Consider the following 20,284-nt stretch of genomic DNA (forward strand, 5'->3'; position numbering starts at 1 on the left):
TCCTTCACTGGACGGCGGCCATCGTCGACGGCACGACCTGGTATTCGAGCTGGGCCCATGTCTGCGACACGTCGCGCCGGAGGTCGAGCACCTGCTGCTGCGCCTCCAGTTGCGCGCGCCGCGCGGCGAAGGTATCTGCGAGCGAGCCGGTGCCGGCCCGGTAGGCGGCGTTCGCGAGCTGCACGCGCTGCTCGGCGGCCGGCAGCAGCGTCGTGCTCAGCTGCGCGATGCGCTCGCGGCCGCTCGCGAGCGTCGCGGCCTGCGTGCGGATGTCGGCCTGAACCTGCCGCAGCGTGTCCTCGTACAGCAGGCGCGCGCGGGTCGCGAGTTCGGTTTTCTCGGCGACGTCGCGGTTCTGGCGGTTCTTGCGATCGAGCGGCAACGGGATCGTGACGCCCACCGACACCATGTTCGAATACGCGCCGCCCCGCTGCTGGTACGCGATCTCCCACGTCCAGTTCGGGCGGCGCTCGCTGTCGGCCACCGCGGCATCGGCTTCGGCCACCGCGATATCGTCCGCGGCGGCCGCGAGCGTCGGCTGCGCCGCCCGCAGTTCGTCCGGCGGCAGCGACGGCACATAGGATTCGGGCGCGGGCGGTTCGCCGGCCACGTCGGCGACGGGCACGGCCGTCCATCGCGAAAGGCCGATCAGCGCGGTCCGGTAGGTCTGCTGCGCTTTCAGCAGCTGGTCCTGCGCCTGCGCGAGCATGGCCCGCGCCTGCACCACGTCGGCGGCGCCGGCCCGCGCGCCGCGATACGACGCCTGCGTGGCGGCGAACTCGTGCGTCATGTGATCGAGCAGCGCCTGCTGCAATGCGAGCGCCTTCTTCGCATAGACGGCGTTCAGCCACGCCGATGCGGTTTGCTGGCGCACGGTCGCGAGCTGCACCAGATAGCCGGCGCGCTCGCGGCCGACCCGTTCGCCGGCGAGCGCTGAACGCAATCGCCGCTTGTCGCCCGACACCCATTCCTGCTCGATGCCGATACGGCGCATCGTCATGAAATCCTGGCCGACGGTGAAGCGCTGCGGGCCGTTGACCGGCAGGTTGTCGATGCCCGCCTTGAGCATTGGGTCGGGCAAGCGGCCGGCCTTGACGGCCGCTTCGGAGCTGGCGCGCACGGAAGCCTGGGCGGCCTCCATCGACGCGGAACGGTCGGTCGCGGACTGCAATGCCGCGTCGAGCGTGAAAGGCGCGGGCTCGGCATGTGCGACGCCCGCGACAAGGAGCGCCGCGCACAGCGTGCGCGCGCGCCAACGGGCACGCCGGCGCAGCGGCGTGCCAGACATGATTGGCATGATCTAACCCCAACGGCGAAATCCCAAAGGGATTCCACGTCCTGGCATAGGACGAACCTCACCGCGAGCGCGGTGAACCTGTCAGATTGGGATCAGCAGAGACGCGGAGGTCGCCACAACCCGTTCGGGTCGCGGTTCGGCAGAGACTGGGTGTAGTGGAACACGACCGGGCCGGCGAACGTGGCCGGGCGGCTGATGTCGGCCCGAGGGGCCGGATGGTAGAGGCTGCCGAACTGGCATTGGGCCGTCGCCTTGCAGAGCGTGCCCTTGGCTTTCGCCTTGTCAGGCGACGTCGATATCGACTTCATCGACTCGCAGCCGGGCATGTCGACGGACATCGCCGCGTCGCCCGCCCCGGACATCGAATGCTGCATCGGACATTCTCCGGTCAAGCCGCTCGCAGCCAGCCCGCTGATGGGCAGCACCGCGCAAAGCAGCAGGAGGATGAAGGTCCGGAGGAGTTTCATGGCGCGGATTATAGCGCGGCGGGGAACAACGACGCATCCGCCGCGCGACCGCCTGCGTTATTTCAACCGCCCCGACAAAAACTGCCCCAACCGCTCGCTCTTCGGGTTGACGAGAATCTCCTGCGGATGCCCCTGCTCCTCGATCCGCCCCTGATGCAGGAAGATCACGTGATTCGACACGTTGCGCGCAAACCCCATCTCGTGCGTGACGACGACCATCGTGCGGCCTTCCTCGGCGAGCTTCTGCATCACCTTCAGCACCTCGCCGACGAGCTCGGGGTCGAGCGCCGACGTCGGCTCGTCGAACAGCATCACTTCCGGCTCCATCGCCAGCGCCCGCGCGATCGCGACGCGCTGCTGCTGCCCGCCCGACAGGTGCGATGGATACATCCCCTCGACCCGCGCCGGCAGCCCGACCTTCTCGAGGTACTTGCGCGCACGCGACACGGCTTCGTCCTTGCCGAGCCCGAGCACCGCCATCGGCGCCTCGATCACGTTCTCCAGCACCGTCATGTGCGCCCACAGGTTGAAGTGCTGGAACACCATCGCGAGCTTCGTGCGCATGCGCTGCAACTGCTTCTGGTCGGCCACGCGCAGCGCGCCGTGCTTGTCGCGCGTGGTCTGGATCGCCTCGCTGCCGATCGTGATCTGCCCCGAGCACGGCTGCTCGAGAAAATTGATGCAGCGCAGGAACGTGCTCTTGCCCGAGCCGCTCGACCCGATGATGCTGATCACGTCGCCGGCCTTCGCCTGCATCGAGACGCCCTTCAGCACTTCGTTGTCGCCGAACTTCTTGTGCAGGTCCTCGACGATGAGCTTGTACATGCTTGTGTTTCCTTACGAATGCGCGAATGCGTGAATGCGTTAATGACCGCGGGGCGACAGGAATGCGAGCCAGCGCGCCTCGAGCTTGCGGAACGCCCAGATGAGCGCAAAGACGACCACCGCGTACATCACCGCCGCGATCCCGTATGCCTGGAACGACATGTACGTGGCCGAGTTCACGTCGCGCGTGACCTTCAGGATGTCGGGCACGGTCGCGGTGAACGCGAGCGTGGTCGCGTGCAGCATCAGGATCACTTCGTTGCTGTAGCTCGGCAGCGAGCGGCGCAGCGCGGACGGCAGGATGATCCGCGTATACAGCTTGAAACGCGACATCCCGTACGCGAGCCCGGCCTCGACCTCGCCCGCCGCGGTCGACTTGATCGCGCCCGCGAAAATCTCCGTCGCATACGCGCACTCGTTCAGCGTGAACGCGAGCAGCGTGCAGTTCATCGCATCGCGGAAGAAGCTGTCGAGCAGCACGTGATCGTGCACGACCTGCAGGCTGTAGATGCCCGTGTAGCACATCAGCAGCTGCACGTAGAGCGGCGTGCCGCGAAACACGTACGTGTATAACCACACGGCCCCCGACACCCAGCGATTGCTCGACGCGCGCGCGATCGCGAGCGGCACCGCGAGCACGAAACCGAGCGCGATCGACACGACCAGCAGCCACAGCGTGATCGCAAGCCCGCTGAAGCGGTAGCCGTCGGTGTAGAGGTAGCTTTGCCAGTACTGGCTGAGGATCTCGATCACAGTGCAAGCCTCCGGACGCCGACCGAATAACGCTTCTCGAGGTGGTGCAGCACGACGTTCGACACCGTCGTGATCGCGAGGTAGATCGCACCCGCCGCAAGCGTGAAGAAAAAGAAGTTCAGCGTGCTCTTGCCCGCATCCTGCGACGCCTTCACGACGTCCGCCAGGCCGATGATCGACACCAGCGCGGTGGCCTTCACGAGCACCTGCCAGTTGTTGCCGATGCCCGGCAGCGCGAAACGCATCATCTGCGGGAACAGGATGCGGTGGAACACGCGCCATCCGCTCATCCCGTATGCGAAGCCCGCTTCGAGCTGGCCGCGCGGCACCGACAGGAACGCGCCGCGGAACGTCTCGGTGAAATACGCGCCGTAGATGAAGCCGAGCGTCACGACGCCGGCCGCGAACGGGTCGATGTCGATCTGGTCCCAGCCGAGCACGTCGGTCACGTCGTTCAGCAGGATCTGCATCCCGTAGAACAGCAGCAGCATCAGCACGAGGTCGGGCACCGCGCGAATCAGCGTCGTATAGAACGTGCCGACCGATGCGAGCACACGGTTCGCCGACAGCTTCGCGGCCGCGCCGGCGAGCCCCAGCACGAGCGACGCGGCCAGCGACAGCACCGCGAGCTTCACGGTCTCGACCGTGCCGGCCCACAGCAGCGGGCCAAATCCATGGAAAAACATGTGAGCGTCTCCACTCCAGAAAGGCGTGCGGCGCGCCGCGGCCTGAGCCGGGCGCGCCGCCATGCGATTAGCCGCCGTAGACGTCGAACGTGAAGTACTTCTTCTCGATCTTCTTGTAGGTGCCGTCCTTCAGCATGTCGGCGATCGCCTGGTTGATCTTCGCCTTCAGGTCGGCGTCTTCCTTGCGCAGGCCGATGCCGGCGCCGTTGCCGAGCGTCTTCGGATCGTCGATGTCGCCGCCGGCGAACTGGAAGCCCGCGCCGCGCGGCGTCTTCAGGAAGCCGACGTCGGCCTGCACCGCGTCCTGCAGCGCGGCATCGAGGCGGCCCGACACGAGATCCGCATACACGCCGTCCTGGTTCTGGTAAGGCACGACCTGCACGCCCTTCGGCGCCCAGTAGGCCTTCGCGTAAGTCTCCTGGATCGTGCCCTGCTCGACGCCCACCGACTTGCCCTTCAGCGCGTCGGCCGTCGGCAGCACCGTCGTGCCCTTCTTCGCGACGAGGCGCGTCGGCGTGTTGAACAGCTTGTCGGAGAACGCGATCTGTTCCGCGCGCTGCGCCGTCATCGACATCGACGACAGCACGCCGTCGAACTTCTTCGCCTTCAGCGCCGGGATCATCCCGTCGAAGTCGTTCTCGATCCACACGCACTTCGCCTTCAGGCGCGCGCAGATTTCATTGCCGAGGTCGACGTCGAAGCCGGCCACCTTGCCGTCGACGCCCTTCGATTCGAACGGCGGATAGCTGGCGTCGACGCCGAAGCGGATCGTCGACCAATCCTTGGCGTGGGCACCGACCGCGATGCAGGCAAGGGCAATACTGAGCGCGAGTTTCTTCATGGCGTTCCTGTGATGTCGGGAAGACGACGGGCACCCGCCCGCCCAACCTGCGCGCCATCCAATCGGCCGCCTAAGTTGTACATACAACTTTGCCGTTTTTTCGCTTCCGTCAGCAATCCGTGTTTATCTCTAATTGTCGGGAGATTGTTTTTCGCGGACGAAAATTCCTTGAATTTCAATTACATATGGATGACATCGAGCTAAACGCGCACGAGCCGGCGCGAGGCCGCCGCGCCGATGGTGATAGATCGCTTGTCTAGACCGGGGACGACGCCAGCACGCCGACGCCAGCACGCCCTCACATCAGCCCTCAGCCCTCCCCCTCCCCGCGCTTCGCGCCGACGGCCTCGAGCCCGACCAGCCGGTAGCCGAACTGCAGCTCGGTCAGCAGGTGCCGCGGCGCGGCCGGCACCTGTTCGAGCTTCTGCCGCAGGTTCGTCATGTAGACCCGCACGTAGTGCGCGCGGTCCGCATCGTGGATGCCCCAAACCTCGGCCAGCAGTTGCCGCGCGGCGATCACGCCGCCGCGCCCGCGAATCAGCGCGGCAAGCAGGCGGAACTCGAGCCGGGTCAGGTGCACGGGCTGGCCGGCGCGCACCACCTCGTGCTTGCCGAGATCGACCACCACGTCGCCGAAGCGCACGATCGACGACGACTGCCCGTCCTCGTCCGACACGAACGCCGCGCGGCGCAGCTGCGCCCGCGCGCGTGCGAGCAGCTCGGGCACGCCGAACGGCTTCGCCAGGTAGTCGTCCGCGCCCGCGTCGAGCGCCGCGACCTTCTCCACTTCCTGCTGCCGCGCGGACAGCACGATGACGGGCACCGTCGACCATTCGCGCAGCTCGCGGATGAACGCCTTGCCGTCGTCGTCGGGCAGCCCGAGGTCGACGATCACGAGATCGGGCTTGCTGCTCGACGCATACATGCGCGCCTCGCGGGCCGTCGACGCCTCGCACGTATCCATCCCTTCCTGCTCCAGCGCCATCCGCACGAACCGCCGGATGTCGGCTTCATCTTCTACGACCAGCACGCGTGAACGGATCATGAATGACTCTCGTGTTCGATATCGGGCGGCGCGCCCAACGGCAGACGGATCTCGAATCGCGCGCCGTGCGGTTCGAGCGGCATCGCGCGGATCGAGCCGCCGTGCGCATTGACGATGCTGCGGCACAGCGCGAGCCCGAGCCCGACGCCGGCAATCGACGACACCTGCCGCTCGCGCTCGAACGGCGCGAACAGCGGCTCGGGGTCGCGCACGACGAAGCCCGGCCCGTCGTCCTCGACGAACACGTAGATCGTCTCGCCGAACACGCGCGCGCGCACCGACACGGATGCGTCGGCGCCCGCGTATTTCGCGGCGTTGTCGAGCAGGTTCATCAGCACGCGCTCGATCAGCAGCGCGTCGACGTCGATCAGCGGCAGGTCGGCGGGCAGGTCCGCCTTCACGTCGCGGCCGGCCAGCGCGTGCGCGGAATGCGCGAGCGCGCTGCCGACGATCTCGTCGAGCATGTGCCACTCGCGGTTCAGCCGCACGCCTTCGCTCTGCATGCGCGCGAGATCGAGCAGGTTCACGACGAGCAGGTGCAGCGCCTCGGCCTGGTCGCGAATCGAGCGGGCCAGCCCGGCCGGCTGCCCGGGCGCGAGCCGCTCCGGCCGCTCGAGCGTTTCCGCGAGGCCTCGGATCGCGGTCAACGGCGTCTTCAGGTCGTGCGACACCGCGGACAGCAGCGCGTTGCGCAGCCGCTCGCCTTCCATGCGCACCAGCGTGCGCTGCGCGACCTCGACGTAATGCACGCGCTCCAGCGCCATCGCGATCGACGAGCACAGCGCGGCCAGCAGGCGCCGGTCGTCCGGGTCGGTCGGCAGCGGCTGCGCGCCCGCGTGCAGCGCGAGCACGCCGCGCACCCGCATCGGCGCCTTCAGCGGCATGTACTGCGCCACCGCATCGCCAAGCGCCTGCGTGCAGCGGCCGGCCGGCTGCGCATGCTCGTAGGCCCAGCGGGCCGCCACCGGATCGACGAAGCGGGCGTCGTGCGCGGCCGGCATCCGGTCGTCCGCATCGGGCAGCACGAGCGCGACGTGCACGCCGAGCAGCGGCCCGATCGTGCCGGTGCAGATCGACGCGATCTGCTCGGTCTCGATCGCCGCCGACAGGTCGCGCGCGACCCGCGCGAGCGCCGCCGAGCGCTTTTCGTTCGCGCGCGCGGCGCACGCCTCCGCGCGCAGCCGCGCCGCGAGCTGGCCGACCGCCAGCGCCACCGCGAGCATCAGCGCGAACGTAAACACGTACTGCGTATCGGACACCGCGAACGACCAGCGCGGCTCGACGAAGAAGAAGTCGAAGCAGCCGACGCACACGAATGCCGCCCACGCGCCGGCCGCGCGGCCGAAGCGCAGCGCGACGAGCACGACCGTCAGCAGGAACAGCATCACCACGTTCGACAGGTCGAACACGCGCAGCAGCGCGTTCGCCGCGAGCGTCGCGAGCCCGCAGACCAGCGTCGCCCACGCGAGCGGCGCGACATACGGCGACGCCCGCCGGCGCACGTGCGCGGGCGGGCCGCTGCCGGGCTCGGCCCCGGCGATCCGCGCGACGACGCCCGCGCAGGCGCTCAAAAACCGCGCTAACGGACGCCTGGGACTGCGGCCCTTGCGGGCCGTATCGGGTTCGGCGACCGCGTTCAGGTCGTCCCCATGTCGATGCATCGCGTTCTCGTTCAATCGCCCTCCCGGCAAGTCGGATGCGGTGCGGCCACGCGCGCGCCGATTCGGGCGCGACGCGTGGCCGGATGCGCATCGGTCAGACGAACGGCGTCAGCAGCATGTCGATCAGCTTGATGCCGATGAACGGCGCGACGACGCCGCCCACGCCGTAGATCAGCAGGTTGCGCCACAGCAGCTTCTCGGCGGGCTCGGCGCGGTACTTGACGCCCTTCAGCGCGAGCGGGATCAGCGCGACGATGATCAGCGCGTTGAAGATCACCGCCGACAGGATCGCCGACGTCGGGCTGTGCAGCCCCATCACGTTCAGCGCGCCGAGCGCCGGATAGGTCGCGACGAACGCCGCCGGAATGATCGCGAAGTACTTCGCGAGATCGTTCGCAACGCTGAACGTCGTGAGCGCGCCGCGCGTCATGATCATCTGCTTGCCGACCTCGACCACCTGCATCAGCTTGGTCGGGCTGCTGTCGAGGTCGACCATGTTGGCCGCCTCCTTCGCCGCCTGCGTGCCGCTGTGCATCGCCACCGCCACGTCGGCCTGCGCGAGCGCCGGCGCGTCGTTGGTGCCGTCGCCCGTCATCGCGACGAGGTGGCCCTTCGCCTGGTGCTCGCGGATCAGGCGCAGCTTGTCTTCCGGCGTCGCTTCCGCGAGGAAGTCGTCGACGCCCGCCTCCGCCGCGATCGCGGCCGCGGTGAGCCGGTTGTCGCCGGTGATCATCACGGTCTTCACGCCGACCTTGCGCAGCTCGGCGAAGCGCGCCTTGATCCCGTGCTTGACGATGTCCTTCAGCTCGATCGTGCCGAGCACCTTGCCGCCGTCGGCCACCACGAGCGGCGTGCCGCCGCGGCGCGCGATGTCGTTGACGGCCGCGTCGACGTCGCCCGGGAACACGCCGCCGAGCCTATCGACGTGCGCACGGATCGCGGACGCCGCGCCCTTGCGCACCTGGCGCGCGCCGATGTCGATCCCGCTCATCCGGGTGCGCGCGCTGAACGGCACGGTGACGTGCCCGTCGAGGTCCGGCAGCGGCGACACGGCGCGCTGCTTCGCGAGCGCGACGATCGAGCGGCCTTCCGGCGTCTCGTCCGCGAGCGACGACAGCAGCGCGGCCTGTGCGAGCGTGCGCTCGTCGACGCCCGGCGCGGGCCGGAACTGCACGGCCTCGCGGTTGCCGAGCGTGATCGTGCCGGTCTTGTCGAGCAGCAGCACGTCGACGTCGCCGGCCGCCTCGATCGCGCGGCCCGAGGTTGCCAGCACGTTCGCGCGCATCATGCGGCTCATGCCCGCGATGCCGATCGCCGACAGCAGCGCGCCGATCGTCGTCGGGATCAGGCACACCAGCAGCGCGATCAGCACGGTGAGGCTCACGGCCGAGCCCGCGCCGTTGAGCAGCACGCTGAAGGTCGAGAACGGCAACAGCGTCACGCACACCAGCAGGAAGATGATCGTCAGCGCGACCAGCAGGATCGACAGCGCGATTTCGTTCGGCGTCTTGCCGCGCTTCGCGCCCTCGACCATCGCGATCATCCGGTCGAGGAACGCCTCGCCGGGGTTCGCGGTGATGCGCACGACGATCCAGTCGGACAGCACGCGCGTGCCGCCCGTGACCGACGAGAAATCGCCGCCCGACTCGCGGATCACCGGCGCGGATTCGCCGGTGATCGCCGATTCGTCGACCGACGCGACGCCGTCGATCACCTCGCCGTCGGCCGGAATCGTGTCGCCGGCCTCGACGAGCACGACGCTGCCGGCGGCCAGCTCGTCGCTCGGCACGCGATGGGTCGTGCTGCCGTAGCGCTTCGGCTCGTCGAGCACTTTCGCAACCACGCGCTTGCGCGACGAGCGCAGCGCCTCGGCCTGCGCCTTGCCGCGCCCTTCGGCCAGCGCCTCGGCCGCGTTCGCGAACAGCACCGTGAACCACAGCCAGCACGCCACCGCGAAGATGAAGCCGGCCGGCGCGTCGCCGTTGCCCGCGAGCGCCTGCAGCCACAGCACCGTCGTGACGATGCTGCCGAGGTAGACCACGAACATCACCGGGTTCTTCCACTGCACCTGCGGCGCGAGCTTGCGGAACGCGTCGCGCAGCACCGCGGTCCAGCGCATCGGCGGCACGTCGCCGATCGGCGCGGCCGCGGGGTTGATCGAAGTTTCGATAGGGGACATGAAACGACTCCTTTGCGTTCTCTCAGCGCGCGCCGGCCGCTTGACCCAGCGAGCGGTCGAGCGCCATGTTCAGTTCGAGCACGCGGATGCGGGGCTCGCCGAGCACCGCGAGCTGGCGCGGCGTGGCCACCTGCCCGACCAGCGCCATCACCTGTTCGACGCTCACGCCGCGCGCCTGCGCGACGCGCGCCGCCTGCAGCCGCGCGTTCGCGAGCGAGATGTCCGGATCGAGCCCGGACGCGGATGCGGTCACCGCGTCGACCGGCACCGGCGCGCCGTCCGCGAGCCCGTTCTGCTGGCGGTACGCTTGCGTGCGTGCCGTGACGTCCGCCAGCAGCTTCTTGCTGGTGGCGCCCTGGTTGCTCGCGCCGCTGCCGGCCGCGTTGTACGGCTGGTCGACGGTCTTGGCCGGATCGGCGGGATCGGTGCCGACCGTCGCGCTCGGCCTCGGATGGAAATACTCGGGCCGCGTGAAGTTCTGCCCGATCACCGCGGAGCCGACCGTCACGCCGTCGCGCACGACCAGGCTGCCGCGCGCCTGCGACGGGAACAGCAGGTTCGCGGCGCCGGTGGTGAGCAGCGGGTACGCGAGGCCGGTGACGAGCATGAACAGCACCGACGAGGCGATCACGGGCCTGACGAGGCCGCGCGTCGCGTCGGCGAGCGACGATCCGGGTGCCGGTGCGGCGGCGGGCGCCGCGTGGCGATTGCTTTGAGCCATGTGGGTTTCCTCAGAACAGTTGGCCGCTCGTCATCATCAGATGCTCGACGATCGGGCCGAGCGCGAGCGCGGGCAGGAACGTGAGGCCGCCGACGACGAGGATCACGAAGATCAGCAGGCCGGCGAACAGGCCCGTCGACGTCGACAGCGTGCCGGCGCTCTCGGGAATGCTTTTCTTGGCGGCGAGGCAGCCGGCGACGGCCAGCATCGGCAGCAGCGTCAGGTAGCGGCCGACCAGCATCGCCAGGCCGATCGTCGTGTTGAAGAACGGCGTGTTCGCGTTCAGGCCCGCGAACGCGGAGCCGTTGTTGGCGGTGCCCGACGTGTATGCGTACAGCACCTCGCTGAAGCCGTGCGGCCCGAGGTTCGCGAGGCTGTCCGGCGTCGCGCGCATCAGCGCGGCCAGCGCGGTGAAGCCGAGAATGCTGAACGGGTGCGCGAGCACCGCGAGCATCACCAGCTTCATTTCGCGGGCCTCGATCTTCTTGCCGAGGAATTCCGGCGTGCGGCCGATCATCATGCCGACCAGGAACACCGTCAGGATCGCGAACGTGAACAGGTTGATCAGCCCGACGCCGTCGCCGCCGAACACGTTGTTCAGCATCATCTGCGCGAGCGGCACGAGCCCGCCGAGCGGCGTCAGCGAATCGTGCATCGCGTTGACCGAGCCCGTGGTGGCGGCCGTCGTGACGGTCGCGAACAGGCTCGTCTGCGCGATGCCGAAGCGCATCTCCTTGCCTTCCAGGTTGCCGCCCGGCTGCTCCGCGCTCCATTGCTGGTCGACGCCGAGCCCCGCGAGCAGCGGATTGCCGTGCTGCTCGGCCTGATAGATCACCGCGAGGAAGCCGACGAACATCACGACGAACGCGGCGAGGATCACCCAGCCCTGGCGGCGCCGGCCGATCATCGTGCCGAGCGCATAGGTCAGCGCCGACGGAATCAGCAGCATGCTCAGCATGTGCAGCGTGTTGGTGAGCGGCGTCGGGTTCTCGAACGGATGCGCCGCGTTCATGCTGAAGAACCCGCCGCCGTTGGTGCCGATGTGCTTGATCGATTCGAGGCTCGCCACCGGCCCCGTGACGATCTGCTGTCGCGCGCCTTCGAGCGTGGTGGCCCACGCGTCGGACGCGAGCGTCTGCGGCATGCCCTGCCACACGTAGACGAGCGCCATCACGAAGCAGATCGGCAGCAGCACGCGGTAGGTCACGCGCGTGAAGTCCACCCAGTAGTTGCCGATGTCGGCCGCGCTCTTGCGGCTCAGGCCGCGGATGAAGCCACCGGCCGCCGCGACGCCGGTTGCCGCGCTCACCGTCATCAGGAACGTGATGACCGCCATCTGCGAGAAGTTCGACAGGCTGCTTTCGCCGGCATACGCCTGCCAGTTGGTGTTCGTGATGAACGACGCCGCCGTGTTGAACGCGAGATCGGGGCTTTGCGCGGCGCGATGCAGCGCGTCGAACGGCAGCGCGTCCTGCACGCGCAGCAGCAGGTAGCCGAGCGCCATCATGCCCGCGTTGCTGAGCAGCAGCACCATCCCGTAACGCTTCCACGACATCGTCTCGCCGGGATCGACGCCGAGCAGGCCGTACGTGCGGCGCTCCACCCACGCATGGCGCGGGCTCGTGAACGCGTGCGCGAGCCATTTGCCGACCACCGGCACCAGCGCCAGCATGATCGCCAGGACGATCGCGAATTGAATGAAATTATTGAACATGTCGACGCTCGCTCAAATCCTGTCCAGACCGTTGATGAAACCGGCCGTCAACGCGAAGAACGCCAGCGTGACCAGTATGAAAACCAGATCGCTCATAGATTCACCGATATTTTCCTGTTCCTGTCGAATCGCGCGAATCAATACCGCTCGGGCCTGATCAACGCATGGAAGAGATAGATGAAGAGCACGGCCGATAGGGCTCCGGAAATCCACAACATCGCTTTCCCCTGTTTTTGTTTGATGTGCGCGGGTCATCCGCGGCACCGTCACACCCCACGCTCCACGGGAGAATGGGAAGCGCCAGTGTAGGAATCCGCGTATCAAAGCGGTGTTCAATTTCAGGGCGTGGAGTAAAAAACCCGTAAAAAACGCATTCGACGCAATTCTCGCCTTTATGTGATTTTTTCAAACGCGCCGACAGTCTATACACCGTCTCTTCACCGCAATTCCTAGAATCGCCGCCAGGTTCAGGACGGGATCTCCGTCATTCGTCGTTCCCCGTCGCAACGGGTCTTTCCAGGAAGTCGAAAATGAAAAAAGAAGTCGTCGGCGCGCTGTCCCTCGCCATGATCAGCGTGGCCGCCCACGCGCAAAGCAGCGTCACGCTCTACGGCATGCTGGACGCCGGCATCGCCTATACGAACAACCAGTCGGGCAAGAGCACCTGGCAGCAGGGCAGCGGGCTGCTGTCGAACACCGTGTTCGGCCTGAACGGCGCGGAGGATCTGGGCGGCGGCCTGCATGCGCTGTTCCGGCTCGAGAGCGGGTTCAACCTGAACAACGGCACGCAGTCGTACCGCAACACGATGTTCGGCCGCCGCGCATACGTCGGGCTGCAGAGCGACCGCTACGGCACGCTGACGCTCGGCCGGCAATACGACTCCGTCGTCGACATGCTCGGCCCGCTCGCGATGTCGAACAACGGCGACGGCAACAATCTCGCCGCGCACCCGTTCGACAACGACAACGTCGACGATTCGTTCTACATCGACAACGCGGTGAAGTACACGAGCCCGACGATCGCCGGCGTGCAGTTCAGCGGCCTGTACGGCTTCAGCAACCAGCCCGGCTTCTCGAGCAACCGCGCGTACAGCGCGGGCGTATCGTACGCGAACGGCCCCGTCAGCCTCGGCGCGGCCTACCTGCAGCTCAATCGCGGCGGCACGACGCTCGCCGGCGCGCTGTCCAGCAACGACGCGCCGAACTTCCCCGCCGCGCGCCAGCGCGTGGTGGGCGCCGGCGGCAGCTACGCGTTCGACCGGCTGACGGTGGGCGCGCTGTGGACCCATTCGATGTTCGACGAAACGGCCGCGTCGTCGCTGCCGGGCGCGCTGAATTCGCTGCGCTTCGACAACTACTAGGTCAACGCCCGCTACGCGCTGAACCCGGCGGTATCGTTCGCCGGCGCGTATACGTTCACCAACGGCCGCTACGACGACGCCACCGGCACCCACCGCCCGAAGTGGCACCAGGTCACGCTGATGGCCGACTACGCGCTGAGCAAGCGCACCGACGTGTACGTGGAAGGCGTGTACCAGCACCAGTTCGGCGTGCCGTCGGGCGCGACGCTCGGCTTCGCGAACATCAACGGCGTGGCGGCGTCGTCGACGAATACGCAGGTGGTCGGCACCGTCGGCATGCGGCACCGGTTCTGACCGGCGGGCGGGCGCCTCTGTGCAATCCCGCATGGACGCGCGCCGCCCGACAAGGGATCATCCAGGAATTCGCGCCGGTGCCGCCGGGAAACCGGTACACTCGGCGCCGGGCGCGCGCCGGGCCGGCATTCGGTGGCGGGCGGCGGCCGTCTCTGGAATTGCGATCCCCATGACCACACCGATCTATCAGGAAATCAAGGATTTCATCCTCGCGCGCATTCACGCCGGCGAATGGGCGGAAGGCGACCAGGTGCCGTCGGAGAACGAGCTCGCGCGCGAATTCAACGTCGCGCGGATGACCGTCAACCGCGCGCTGCGCGAGCTGACCGCCGAGCAGGTGCTGACGCGCACGCGCGGATCGGGCACGTTCGTCGCGTCGCCGAAGTACGAATCGACGCTCGTCGCGATCCGCAGCATTTCCGACGAAGTCGCCGCGCGCGGCCACGGCTATCGTGCGCAGGTGCTGCTGGTCGGCGCGAGCGTCGCCGATGCGAAGCTCGCCGACGAGATGCAGCTCGACGCGGGCAGCCCGATCTTCCATTCGCGCGTGCTGCACTTCGAGAACGACACCCCCGTGCAGCTCGAGGAACGCTGGGTCAATCCGGCCTGCGCGCCCGAATACGCGCTGCAGGACTTCACCGCGACCACGCCGAACCAGTACCTGATGCGCGTCGCGCCGCTGCAGCGCGTCGAATACCGGATCGAGGCCGCGATGCCCGACGCCGAAACGCGCAGCCTGCTGACGATGGACGAACGCGAGCCGTGCCTGATGCTGCACCGGCGCACATGGTCGCAAGGCGCGGTCGCGTCGACCGTCAACCTGTGGCACCCGGGCAGCCGGTATCGCTTTACCGGGCATTTCTGACGCGGGCGCCCCAGCGCTCGAGCGCGGCCACCGCGCGCCGCAACCCCTCCTCCCGTGCCATGCGCGCGCCCAGTTCCGCGGCGCGCGCCCGCGTGTCGGCGCGTTCCGCGAACGCGATGCCGCGCGCGAGTTCGGCGGCCTGCATCCGCCGGCCCGCGACCGGCGCGCCGGCCACGCCGAGCCGCCGCAGCCGGTGCGCCCAGAAGAACTGGTCGCCCGCGAACGGCACGACGACCGACGGCACGCCCGCGCGCGCCGCCGAGTGCGTGGTGCCGGATCCGCCGTGATGAATCGCCATCGACGTGCGCGGCAGCAGCCAGCGATGCGGCGTGTCGCCGACGACGAACACATTGCCCGGCAGCGTGCGCGCGTCGATCCCGCTCCATCCCGGATAGAACAGCGCACGGCGGCCGTCGAGCGCCTTTGCCAGCGCATCGGCCAATGCCGGCCGGTCAAACCCCGCCATGCTGCCGAAGCCGACATAGATCGGCGGCGCGCCGGCATCGAGAAACGCGGCGAGCTCGGGCGGCGGCGTCCACGCCGGATCGTCGACGCTCCATTGGCCGCACGCGCATGCGTGGTCCGGCCAGTCGGCGGGGCCGGACAATAGCGCCGGCGACACGCCGTACAGCATCGGATGCTCGGTCCACACGCGCTTGCGCGGCGGCAACCCGCAGACGCTCGCGCGCGCCGCATTGGTCGCGCGGCGGAACGCATGCCACAGCAGCGCATTCACGAACCGGTGGCTCGCGCGGTTCAGCCAGCGCGGCAGCTTGCCGGGCGGCAGGAACGGCGACGCGAACTCCGCCGTCGGCGTGATCGGGATGAGGCCCGCGCCGATCGCCGGAATGCCGCGATACTCGGCCACCGACAGGCCGACGAACGCCGCGAGCCCCGATGCGACGATCGCGTCGCAGCCGGCCGACGCGTCGGCGACTTCGCGCATCCACGCGGCCGTGTTCGCATTCGCGATTGCGGCGAGCGCCTTCGACGTGTCGTTGAAGCCGCCCCGCCCGTTCACCGCATCCGACAACGCCTCGCCCGGCGCGAGCGCGCGGCGGATGTCGCCCGACAGCGCGGCCGACGGCACGCCGAGCGCGGCGGCCGAGCCGAGCGTCGCGGCGTCGGCCAGCAGCCGCACGTCGTGGCCGGCGTCGATCAGCGCGCGGCCGAGCGCCGCAAGCGGGCGCGCATCGCCTTCGGTGCCGTAGGTGACGATGACGAGCTTCATGCTGAACTCCGTGAACGCAGTACGATGGAATGGCATCACAAAAATGCACGTCGTATACTAATGCAACTCGTACACTTTCTGTAAAGACCTTCGCCATGGAACCCACCCTCGACGATCCGGGCCGCCGCGCGCGCAAGCGCATCCAGATGCTGTCCCATCTCGCCGAAACCGCCGCGCGCCTGTTCGACGCGCACGGCTACGACACGGTTACGATGGAGCAGATCGCCGCGGAAGCGGACGTCGCGAAGCGCACGCTGTACAACCATTTCCCGACCAAGGAAGCCGTGCTCGCGCACTGGCTCGAAGGCGAACTGGCACGCGATCTCGCGCATCTGCAACGCGACGTCGCGCGTCGCAAGACGTTCGCGTCGCGCATCGCGTGCGTGCTCGACGCATCGGCCGCGTGGTGCGAGCAGCATCCGGTCTACCTGCTCGCGTATCTGAAGCACCGCTTCCTGACCATCGACGCGGCGGAACCGGAAGGCGGCGGCGCGCACGGCAGCGACATCGCGCTCGTGTGGCAGCAGCTCATCGCCGCGGGGCAACAGTCGGGAGAACTGAACCCGTCGTTGCCCGCCGATCAGCTCGCGACATGGTTCCATCACCTGTATCTCGGGGCGATGCTGCGCTGGCTGAACGCGCCGGGGCTGTCGCTGAAGCGGGAGTTTCAGGCGGTCACGAGGTTTTTCGTCGAAGGGGCGGAGGTGAAAGCGCCGTCGAAAGGCGCGCGGCGCGCATAAGTGACGTGATATCGCAGCCGATGTACGGCAATCGTAAGCCGGCGTCGCCATTGCGATACACCGCTCATGCCAAATCCGCCGCGCGGCAGTATGCTGGTGGCGTACGGCTGCGCACTGTGCACCGGGCAAACCCTCGGATGCGCACGTCGCCGCGATCGCAACCCCGTTTGCAAGGAGGATTCGTGATGGCCACCACGCATCATTTCCACTTCGAACTACGGCACGCCGGCGCGCCTACCTATTTCATCAGCTACCTGTTTCCCGCCGCGCTGTTCGTCTACGAACTGCTGCGCGTCGGCCAGTGGATCCGCGATCACGGGATGCACTTCGCCGGCTTCAAGGGGATGGGCTACGAGTATCTGCTGATGCTGCTGTTCGTCGGCGCGCAGATCGTCGTCGAAGCGGTCTTCCTGCTCGGCGCGGCGATGCGCAAGGATCGCGACTTCGAGCATCGGCTGCCGAACGTGATGCTCGGCATCGGCTGTTCGATCGCGCTGCTGGCGGTCGATCTCGCGATTCAGCTCGCGTTCTGACCGCCGCCGGATCGGGCGCTCAGGCGCCCGGGCGGTGCGGGAATACGCCGGCGTGCGCGTCAGCGCGCGTTGGGCGCGTTCGCCACCGGTTTGCCGCGCGCACGCATTTGCCCTTCCAGCCAGTATGGTGGAACGCGCGACATCAGCTTGCTTTGCCAAGTGAGCGGCGTCCACGTCTTGCCGCCATCCTCCGAATACACGATCTCGGGGTAGTCCTCGTTCGTCATGTCCGCATGATTGGCGGCGAGCCACACATGCCGCGGGTCGGCCACGTACGCACTGACCGTCTGCGAAATGCGGTCGGGCAGCTTGGTCGTGGCCCATGTGATGCCGTCGTCGGACCGAATCAGCGTTCCCTCGGTCGCGCCCGTGATCCACCAGCGTCCGTCCGGTGTCCATCCCAGTTCGACGAGAAAATCCGGATTACCGAGATCGGTTGACGTGACCGCGCAGGTATCGGGCGCAATGCGGACGGTGAGGTACCGGGTATCGCCAGCGTCCGAGCCGCTCAGCGTCACCAGGCCCACCAGCGGCCCGTCCGCATCCACGAAGCGGATCGCGCCGTGCAGGAACGCGCTGGCACGCTCGTCCGCCGAATCGAGGCCCAGCTTCCTGACGTCGACTTCGCATACGTGCGCGCCGCGCCGGATCTTCACCGCATGACGGGCGTCGTCGGCCGACACGGTGTAGCGGGAACCGAGGACGATCGCGTGCCGGTCCGGGTCGGTTTTTACCATGCGGCCGCTGACGCTATCGATGACCTTGTTGCCGACGTAGAAGCGCCCTTGCGTGTCGGCGTTGACCGGCGGCCAATAGAAGCCTGCCGTATCGGTTACGGCAACGCGCCGGCCGTCGGCCAGTTCGAACCGCAGGTATTTGGAATACTTCTGGAAAACCGTGAGGCGGCCGATCTCCAGCTTGTGCAACGGATTGCCCGCATCGTCGGCGCATGCCGCGCGTCCGCATGCGAGCAACGCTGCGGCAACGATCGTCCGGGTCCATTGGGCATAGCGCATCGAATCGCTCACACCCCGTGCCGCACCAGAAAATCCTTCACCGCATCGAGCACGACGCCTGTCTGCTCGCGATGCGGCACGTGCCCGCACGCCTTCAGCATCACGACCGACGACGGCCCCGCGACGCGCGACGCGATGCGGTCCGGATGCGCGGACGAGCCGTACTCGTCCTGCGCGCCATGAATCGCGAGCGTCGGGCAGCGCACCTGCGGCAGCACGTCGTCGAGGCTCCAGTCGCGAAACGCCGGCGACAGCCACGTATCGACCCACGCGCGCAGCACCCATTCCGCCTTGTCGCCGTGATAGCGCGCGAGCCGCTCGAGCTGGCCCGGCTCCGCGAACTGGCGCCCGGCCTCGCGAATGCCGTCCAGCGTGCGCGCCTCGACGAAGGCCTGCGCGGCCACCGTGACAAGCGCGCGGCACCGGGCGGGATACGCGGCGGCCGCCCCCACCGCCATCCCGCCGCCGACGCTGTGGCCGAACGCGACGAACGACGCGATGCCGAGCTGCTCGCGCAGCGCGTGAAACGCATGGTCGGCCTCGTCGCGCACGAACGTCGGCGACAGTTGCCCCGGATGCGGATCGGACTCGCCGAAGCCGAGCCGGTCGTAGGCGATCACGTCACGGCGCGTCGCCTGCGCGAGCTGTTCCGGAAAGTCGCGCCACAGCGCGACGCTGCCGAGCGAATCGTGCAGCAGCACGATCGGGCACGCGGCGGCGGCGGGCGCAGGTACGCCGCGCCAGCGTTTCGCAAAGAGACGCCCGTGCGGCGTCGCGATCCAGGTCTCCTCGGTCACGATATCGGTCATGTCGGTGTGTCGGATGTTTGAATGCGGCCGGACGCATGCGGTCCGGCAAGTTGGCGGCCATGTTGGCGCGGCGACGGGCAACCCGTCAAGCATGCACGCCGCCGCTGCCCCGCGCCTGGCGCGGTCACGGCATCGGCAATCACGTCGTCGTCGCGCCGCCTTCACTCCTGCTGCGGCGGCAGGTAATCCATCTTCGCTTCGTCGTAGAGCCGATAGATCAGCGCCTGCATCGCGCGGATGTCCTCCGATTCGTCGAGCATCCGCATGCTCATGATGATCGGCGACACGAGGTTCGGATCGTCGAGCGGCTTGTAGCTGACGTCGTCGCGCTTCAGCCCGTACACGCTTTGCGGCACGACCGACACGCCCTCGCCCATCGCGACGAGGCCGAGCGCGATCTGCAGCTCGCGCGTCTCGTAGATGCGCCGCGGCTTCAGCGCGCGGTCGTGGAACGCGGCCAGCACCTGGTCCGCGTAGCTCGGCCGCGGCGCCTTCGGGAAGATGATCAGCGTGTCGTTGACGAGGTCGTGCAGCGACAGCACCTGCTTCGCGCCGTCGAGCGGATGGCCGAGCGGCAGCGCGACGATCATCCGCTCCTCGCGCAGCACGACGCGCCGCACGCTCGGATCCTCGTGGCGGATGCGGCCGAACCCGACATCGATCCGCCCCTCCTTCAGCGCCTTGATCTGGTCCATCGTCGACATCTCGTGCAAGCTCAGCTCGACTGCCGGGCATTCGTCGCGATAGCGCCGGATGATCTTCGGCAGCATCCCGTACAGCGTCGAGCCGACGAAGCCGATCGACATGCTGCGTTCGATCTTGCCGATCCGCTTCGTCATCGATTCCAGCTCGGCCGTCTGCGCGAGCAGCTGCACCGCGTGCGAATAGAAGAAGCGCCCCGCGTCGGTCAGCCTCAGCGGCCGCGTGTTGCGCTCGAACAGCATCACGCCGAGCGTCTCCTCGAGCTGCTGGATCTGGCGGCTCAGCGGCGGCTGCGCGATGTGCAGCCGCTCCGCCGCGCGCGTGAAATTCCGCTCGTCGGCCACCGCGACGAAGTAACGAAGGTGCCGCAACTCCATTTCTATACCCCTGAGATATGGAACTGATACTAAATCAGTGTTGGACGGCGCATTTCACGCGCAACTATCCTTCAACTGCCTGCTCGGAACCCCACAACTATACCTCCAGGGCATCAACGCCCCAACGGTCCGAACGGTGCAGGTCAGAGGAAATACGCGCATCCCGC

At 68.0% G+C, this 20,284-nt stretch carries 19 protein-coding genes and 1 pseudogene; 4 read left to right on the forward strand and 16 right to left on the reverse strand.

Translation table 11 applies throughout. The features are described 5' to 3' along the window. Positions 1-4 precede the first annotated feature (4 nt). From HWY45_RS02750 to HWY45_RS36695, 12 genes are all read right to left on the reverse strand, one after another. Positions 5-1,297, reverse strand: coding sequence for a TolC family protein (locus HWY45_RS02750; protein ID WP_059884440.1), 1,293 nt, complete (start codon positions 1,295-1,297; stop codon positions 5-7). A gap of 92 nt (positions 1,298-1,389) precedes the next feature. Further along, entirely contained in the window at positions 1,390-1,764 is a 375-nt protein-coding gene (locus HWY45_RS02755; RefSeq protein WP_059884441.1) for a hypothetical protein, read from the reverse strand. A gap of 57 nt (positions 1,765-1,821) precedes the next feature. Further along, complete coding sequence (locus HWY45_RS02760) at positions 1,822-2,589, reverse strand: ABC transporter ATP-binding protein (RefSeq protein ID WP_059884442.1); 768 nt, start codon at positions 2,587-2,589, stop codon at positions 1,822-1,824. 39 nt (positions 2,590-2,628) lie between these two features. After that, on the reverse strand, positions 2,629-3,342 hold the full coding sequence (locus HWY45_RS02765; RefSeq protein ID WP_059563303.1) for an ABC transporter permease: 714 nt from the start codon (positions 3,340-3,342) through the stop codon (positions 2,629-2,631). After that, positions 3,339-4,028 (reverse strand): ABC transporter permease, encoded by a 690-nt coding sequence (locus tag HWY45_RS02770; protein WP_059884443.1) that lies wholly within the window; start codon positions 4,026-4,028, stop codon positions 3,339-3,341. Before HWY45_RS02770 ends, HWY45_RS02765 begins: the two co-directional genes overlap by 4 nt. 67 nt (positions 4,029-4,095) lie before the next feature. Further along, positions 4,096-4,869: an ABC transporter substrate-binding protein gene (locus HWY45_RS02775; protein ID WP_059884444.1), complete on the reverse strand. Its 774-nt coding sequence runs from the start codon at positions 4,867-4,869 to the stop codon at positions 4,096-4,098. Between the two features lie 310 nt (positions 4,870-5,179). After that, positions 5,180-5,914 (reverse strand): response regulator, encoded by a 735-nt coding sequence (locus tag HWY45_RS02780; RefSeq protein WP_059884445.1) that lies wholly within the window; start codon positions 5,912-5,914, stop codon positions 5,180-5,182. Next, positions 5,911-7,575 carry a DUF4118 domain-containing protein gene (locus HWY45_RS02785; protein ID WP_230946912.1) on the reverse strand — a complete coding sequence of 555 codons (1,665 nt, stop codon included), beginning with the start codon at positions 7,573-7,575 and terminating at the stop codon, positions 5,911-5,913. Before HWY45_RS02785 ends, HWY45_RS02780 begins: the two co-directional genes overlap by 4 nt. A 94-nt stretch (positions 7,576-7,669) precedes the next feature. Next, positions 7,670-9,694: a potassium-transporting ATPase subunit KdpB gene (gene kdpB, locus HWY45_RS02790; protein ID WP_059884529.1), complete on the reverse strand. Its 2,025-nt coding sequence runs from the start codon at positions 9,692-9,694 to the stop codon at positions 7,670-7,672. Positions 9,695-9,776: 82 nt separating this feature from the next. Further along, the gene (gene kdpC / locus HWY45_RS02795) at positions 9,777-10,475 is read right to left on the reverse strand and encodes a potassium-transporting ATPase subunit KdpC (RefSeq protein ID WP_081063202.1); all 699 of its coding nucleotides are present in this window, start codon (positions 10,473-10,475) and stop codon (positions 9,777-9,779) included. A gap of 10 nt (positions 10,476-10,485) precedes the next feature. After that, positions 10,486-12,189: a potassium-transporting ATPase subunit KdpA gene (gene kdpA / locus HWY45_RS02800; protein WP_059884447.1), complete on the reverse strand. Its 1,704-nt coding sequence runs from the start codon at positions 12,187-12,189 to the stop codon at positions 10,486-10,488. A gap of 12 nt (positions 12,190-12,201) precedes the next feature. Next, entirely contained in the window at positions 12,202-12,444 is a 243-nt protein-coding gene (locus HWY45_RS36695; RefSeq protein WP_230942371.1) for a hypothetical protein, read from the reverse strand. 275 nt (positions 12,445-12,719) lie between these two features. Here HWY45_RS36695 and HWY45_RS02810 point away from each other — a divergent pair. Both HWY45_RS02810 and hutC read left to right on the forward strand, forming a co-directional pair. Then, positions 12,720-13,844 (forward strand): annotated as a pseudogene (locus tag HWY45_RS02810) (porin). A gap of 169 nt (positions 13,845-14,013) precedes the next feature. Beyond that, a complete protein-coding gene (gene hutC, locus HWY45_RS02815; protein ID WP_059807408.1) occupies positions 14,014-14,709 on the forward strand; it encodes a histidine utilization repressor in 696 nt (231 codons plus the stop codon). Here hutC and HWY45_RS02820 read toward each other — a convergent pair. Then, positions 14,693-15,940, reverse strand: a complete 1,248-nt coding sequence (locus HWY45_RS02820) for a glycosyltransferase (RefSeq protein ID WP_059807405.1) — start codon at positions 15,938-15,940, stop codon at positions 14,693-14,695. The genes hutC and HWY45_RS02820 overlap by 17 nt on opposite strands. 95 nt (positions 15,941-16,035) lie before the next feature. On the opposite strand from HWY45_RS02820, the gene HWY45_RS02825 reads away from it, so the two are divergent. After that, a complete protein-coding gene (locus tag HWY45_RS02825; protein WP_059884448.1) occupies positions 16,036-16,680 on the forward strand; it encodes a TetR/AcrR family transcriptional regulator in 645 nt (214 codons plus the stop codon). Between the two features lie 185 nt (positions 16,681-16,865). Next, a complete protein-coding gene (locus HWY45_RS02830; RefSeq protein ID WP_059563313.1) occupies positions 16,866-17,213 on the forward strand; it encodes a hypothetical protein in 348 nt (115 codons plus the stop codon). 59 nt (positions 17,214-17,272) lie between these two features. Here the strand turns inward: HWY45_RS02830 and HWY45_RS02835 are convergent, their stop codons facing one another. From HWY45_RS02835 to HWY45_RS02845, 3 genes are all read right to left on the reverse strand, one after another. Beyond that, on the reverse strand, positions 17,273-18,241 hold the full coding sequence (locus HWY45_RS02835) for a WD40/YVTN/BNR-like repeat-containing protein (protein WP_059884449.1): 969 nt from the start codon (positions 18,239-18,241) through the stop codon (positions 17,273-17,275). Next, positions 18,238-19,038, reverse strand: coding sequence for an alpha/beta fold hydrolase (locus tag HWY45_RS02840; RefSeq protein WP_059884450.1), 801 nt, complete (start codon positions 19,036-19,038; stop codon positions 18,238-18,240). The genes HWY45_RS02835 and HWY45_RS02840 overlap by 4 nt, the downstream gene beginning before the upstream one ends. A gap of 161 nt (positions 19,039-19,199) precedes the next feature. Further along, positions 19,200-20,117: a LysR family transcriptional regulator gene (locus tag HWY45_RS02845; RefSeq protein WP_059563316.1), complete on the reverse strand. Its 918-nt coding sequence runs from the start codon at positions 20,115-20,117 to the stop codon at positions 19,200-19,202. Positions 20,118-20,284: the final 167 nt, after the last annotated feature.

This window comes from Burkholderia stagnalis, assembly GCF_902830275.1.
GTDB lineage: Bacteria > Pseudomonadota > Gammaproteobacteria > Burkholderiales > Burkholderiaceae > Burkholderia > Burkholderia stagnalis.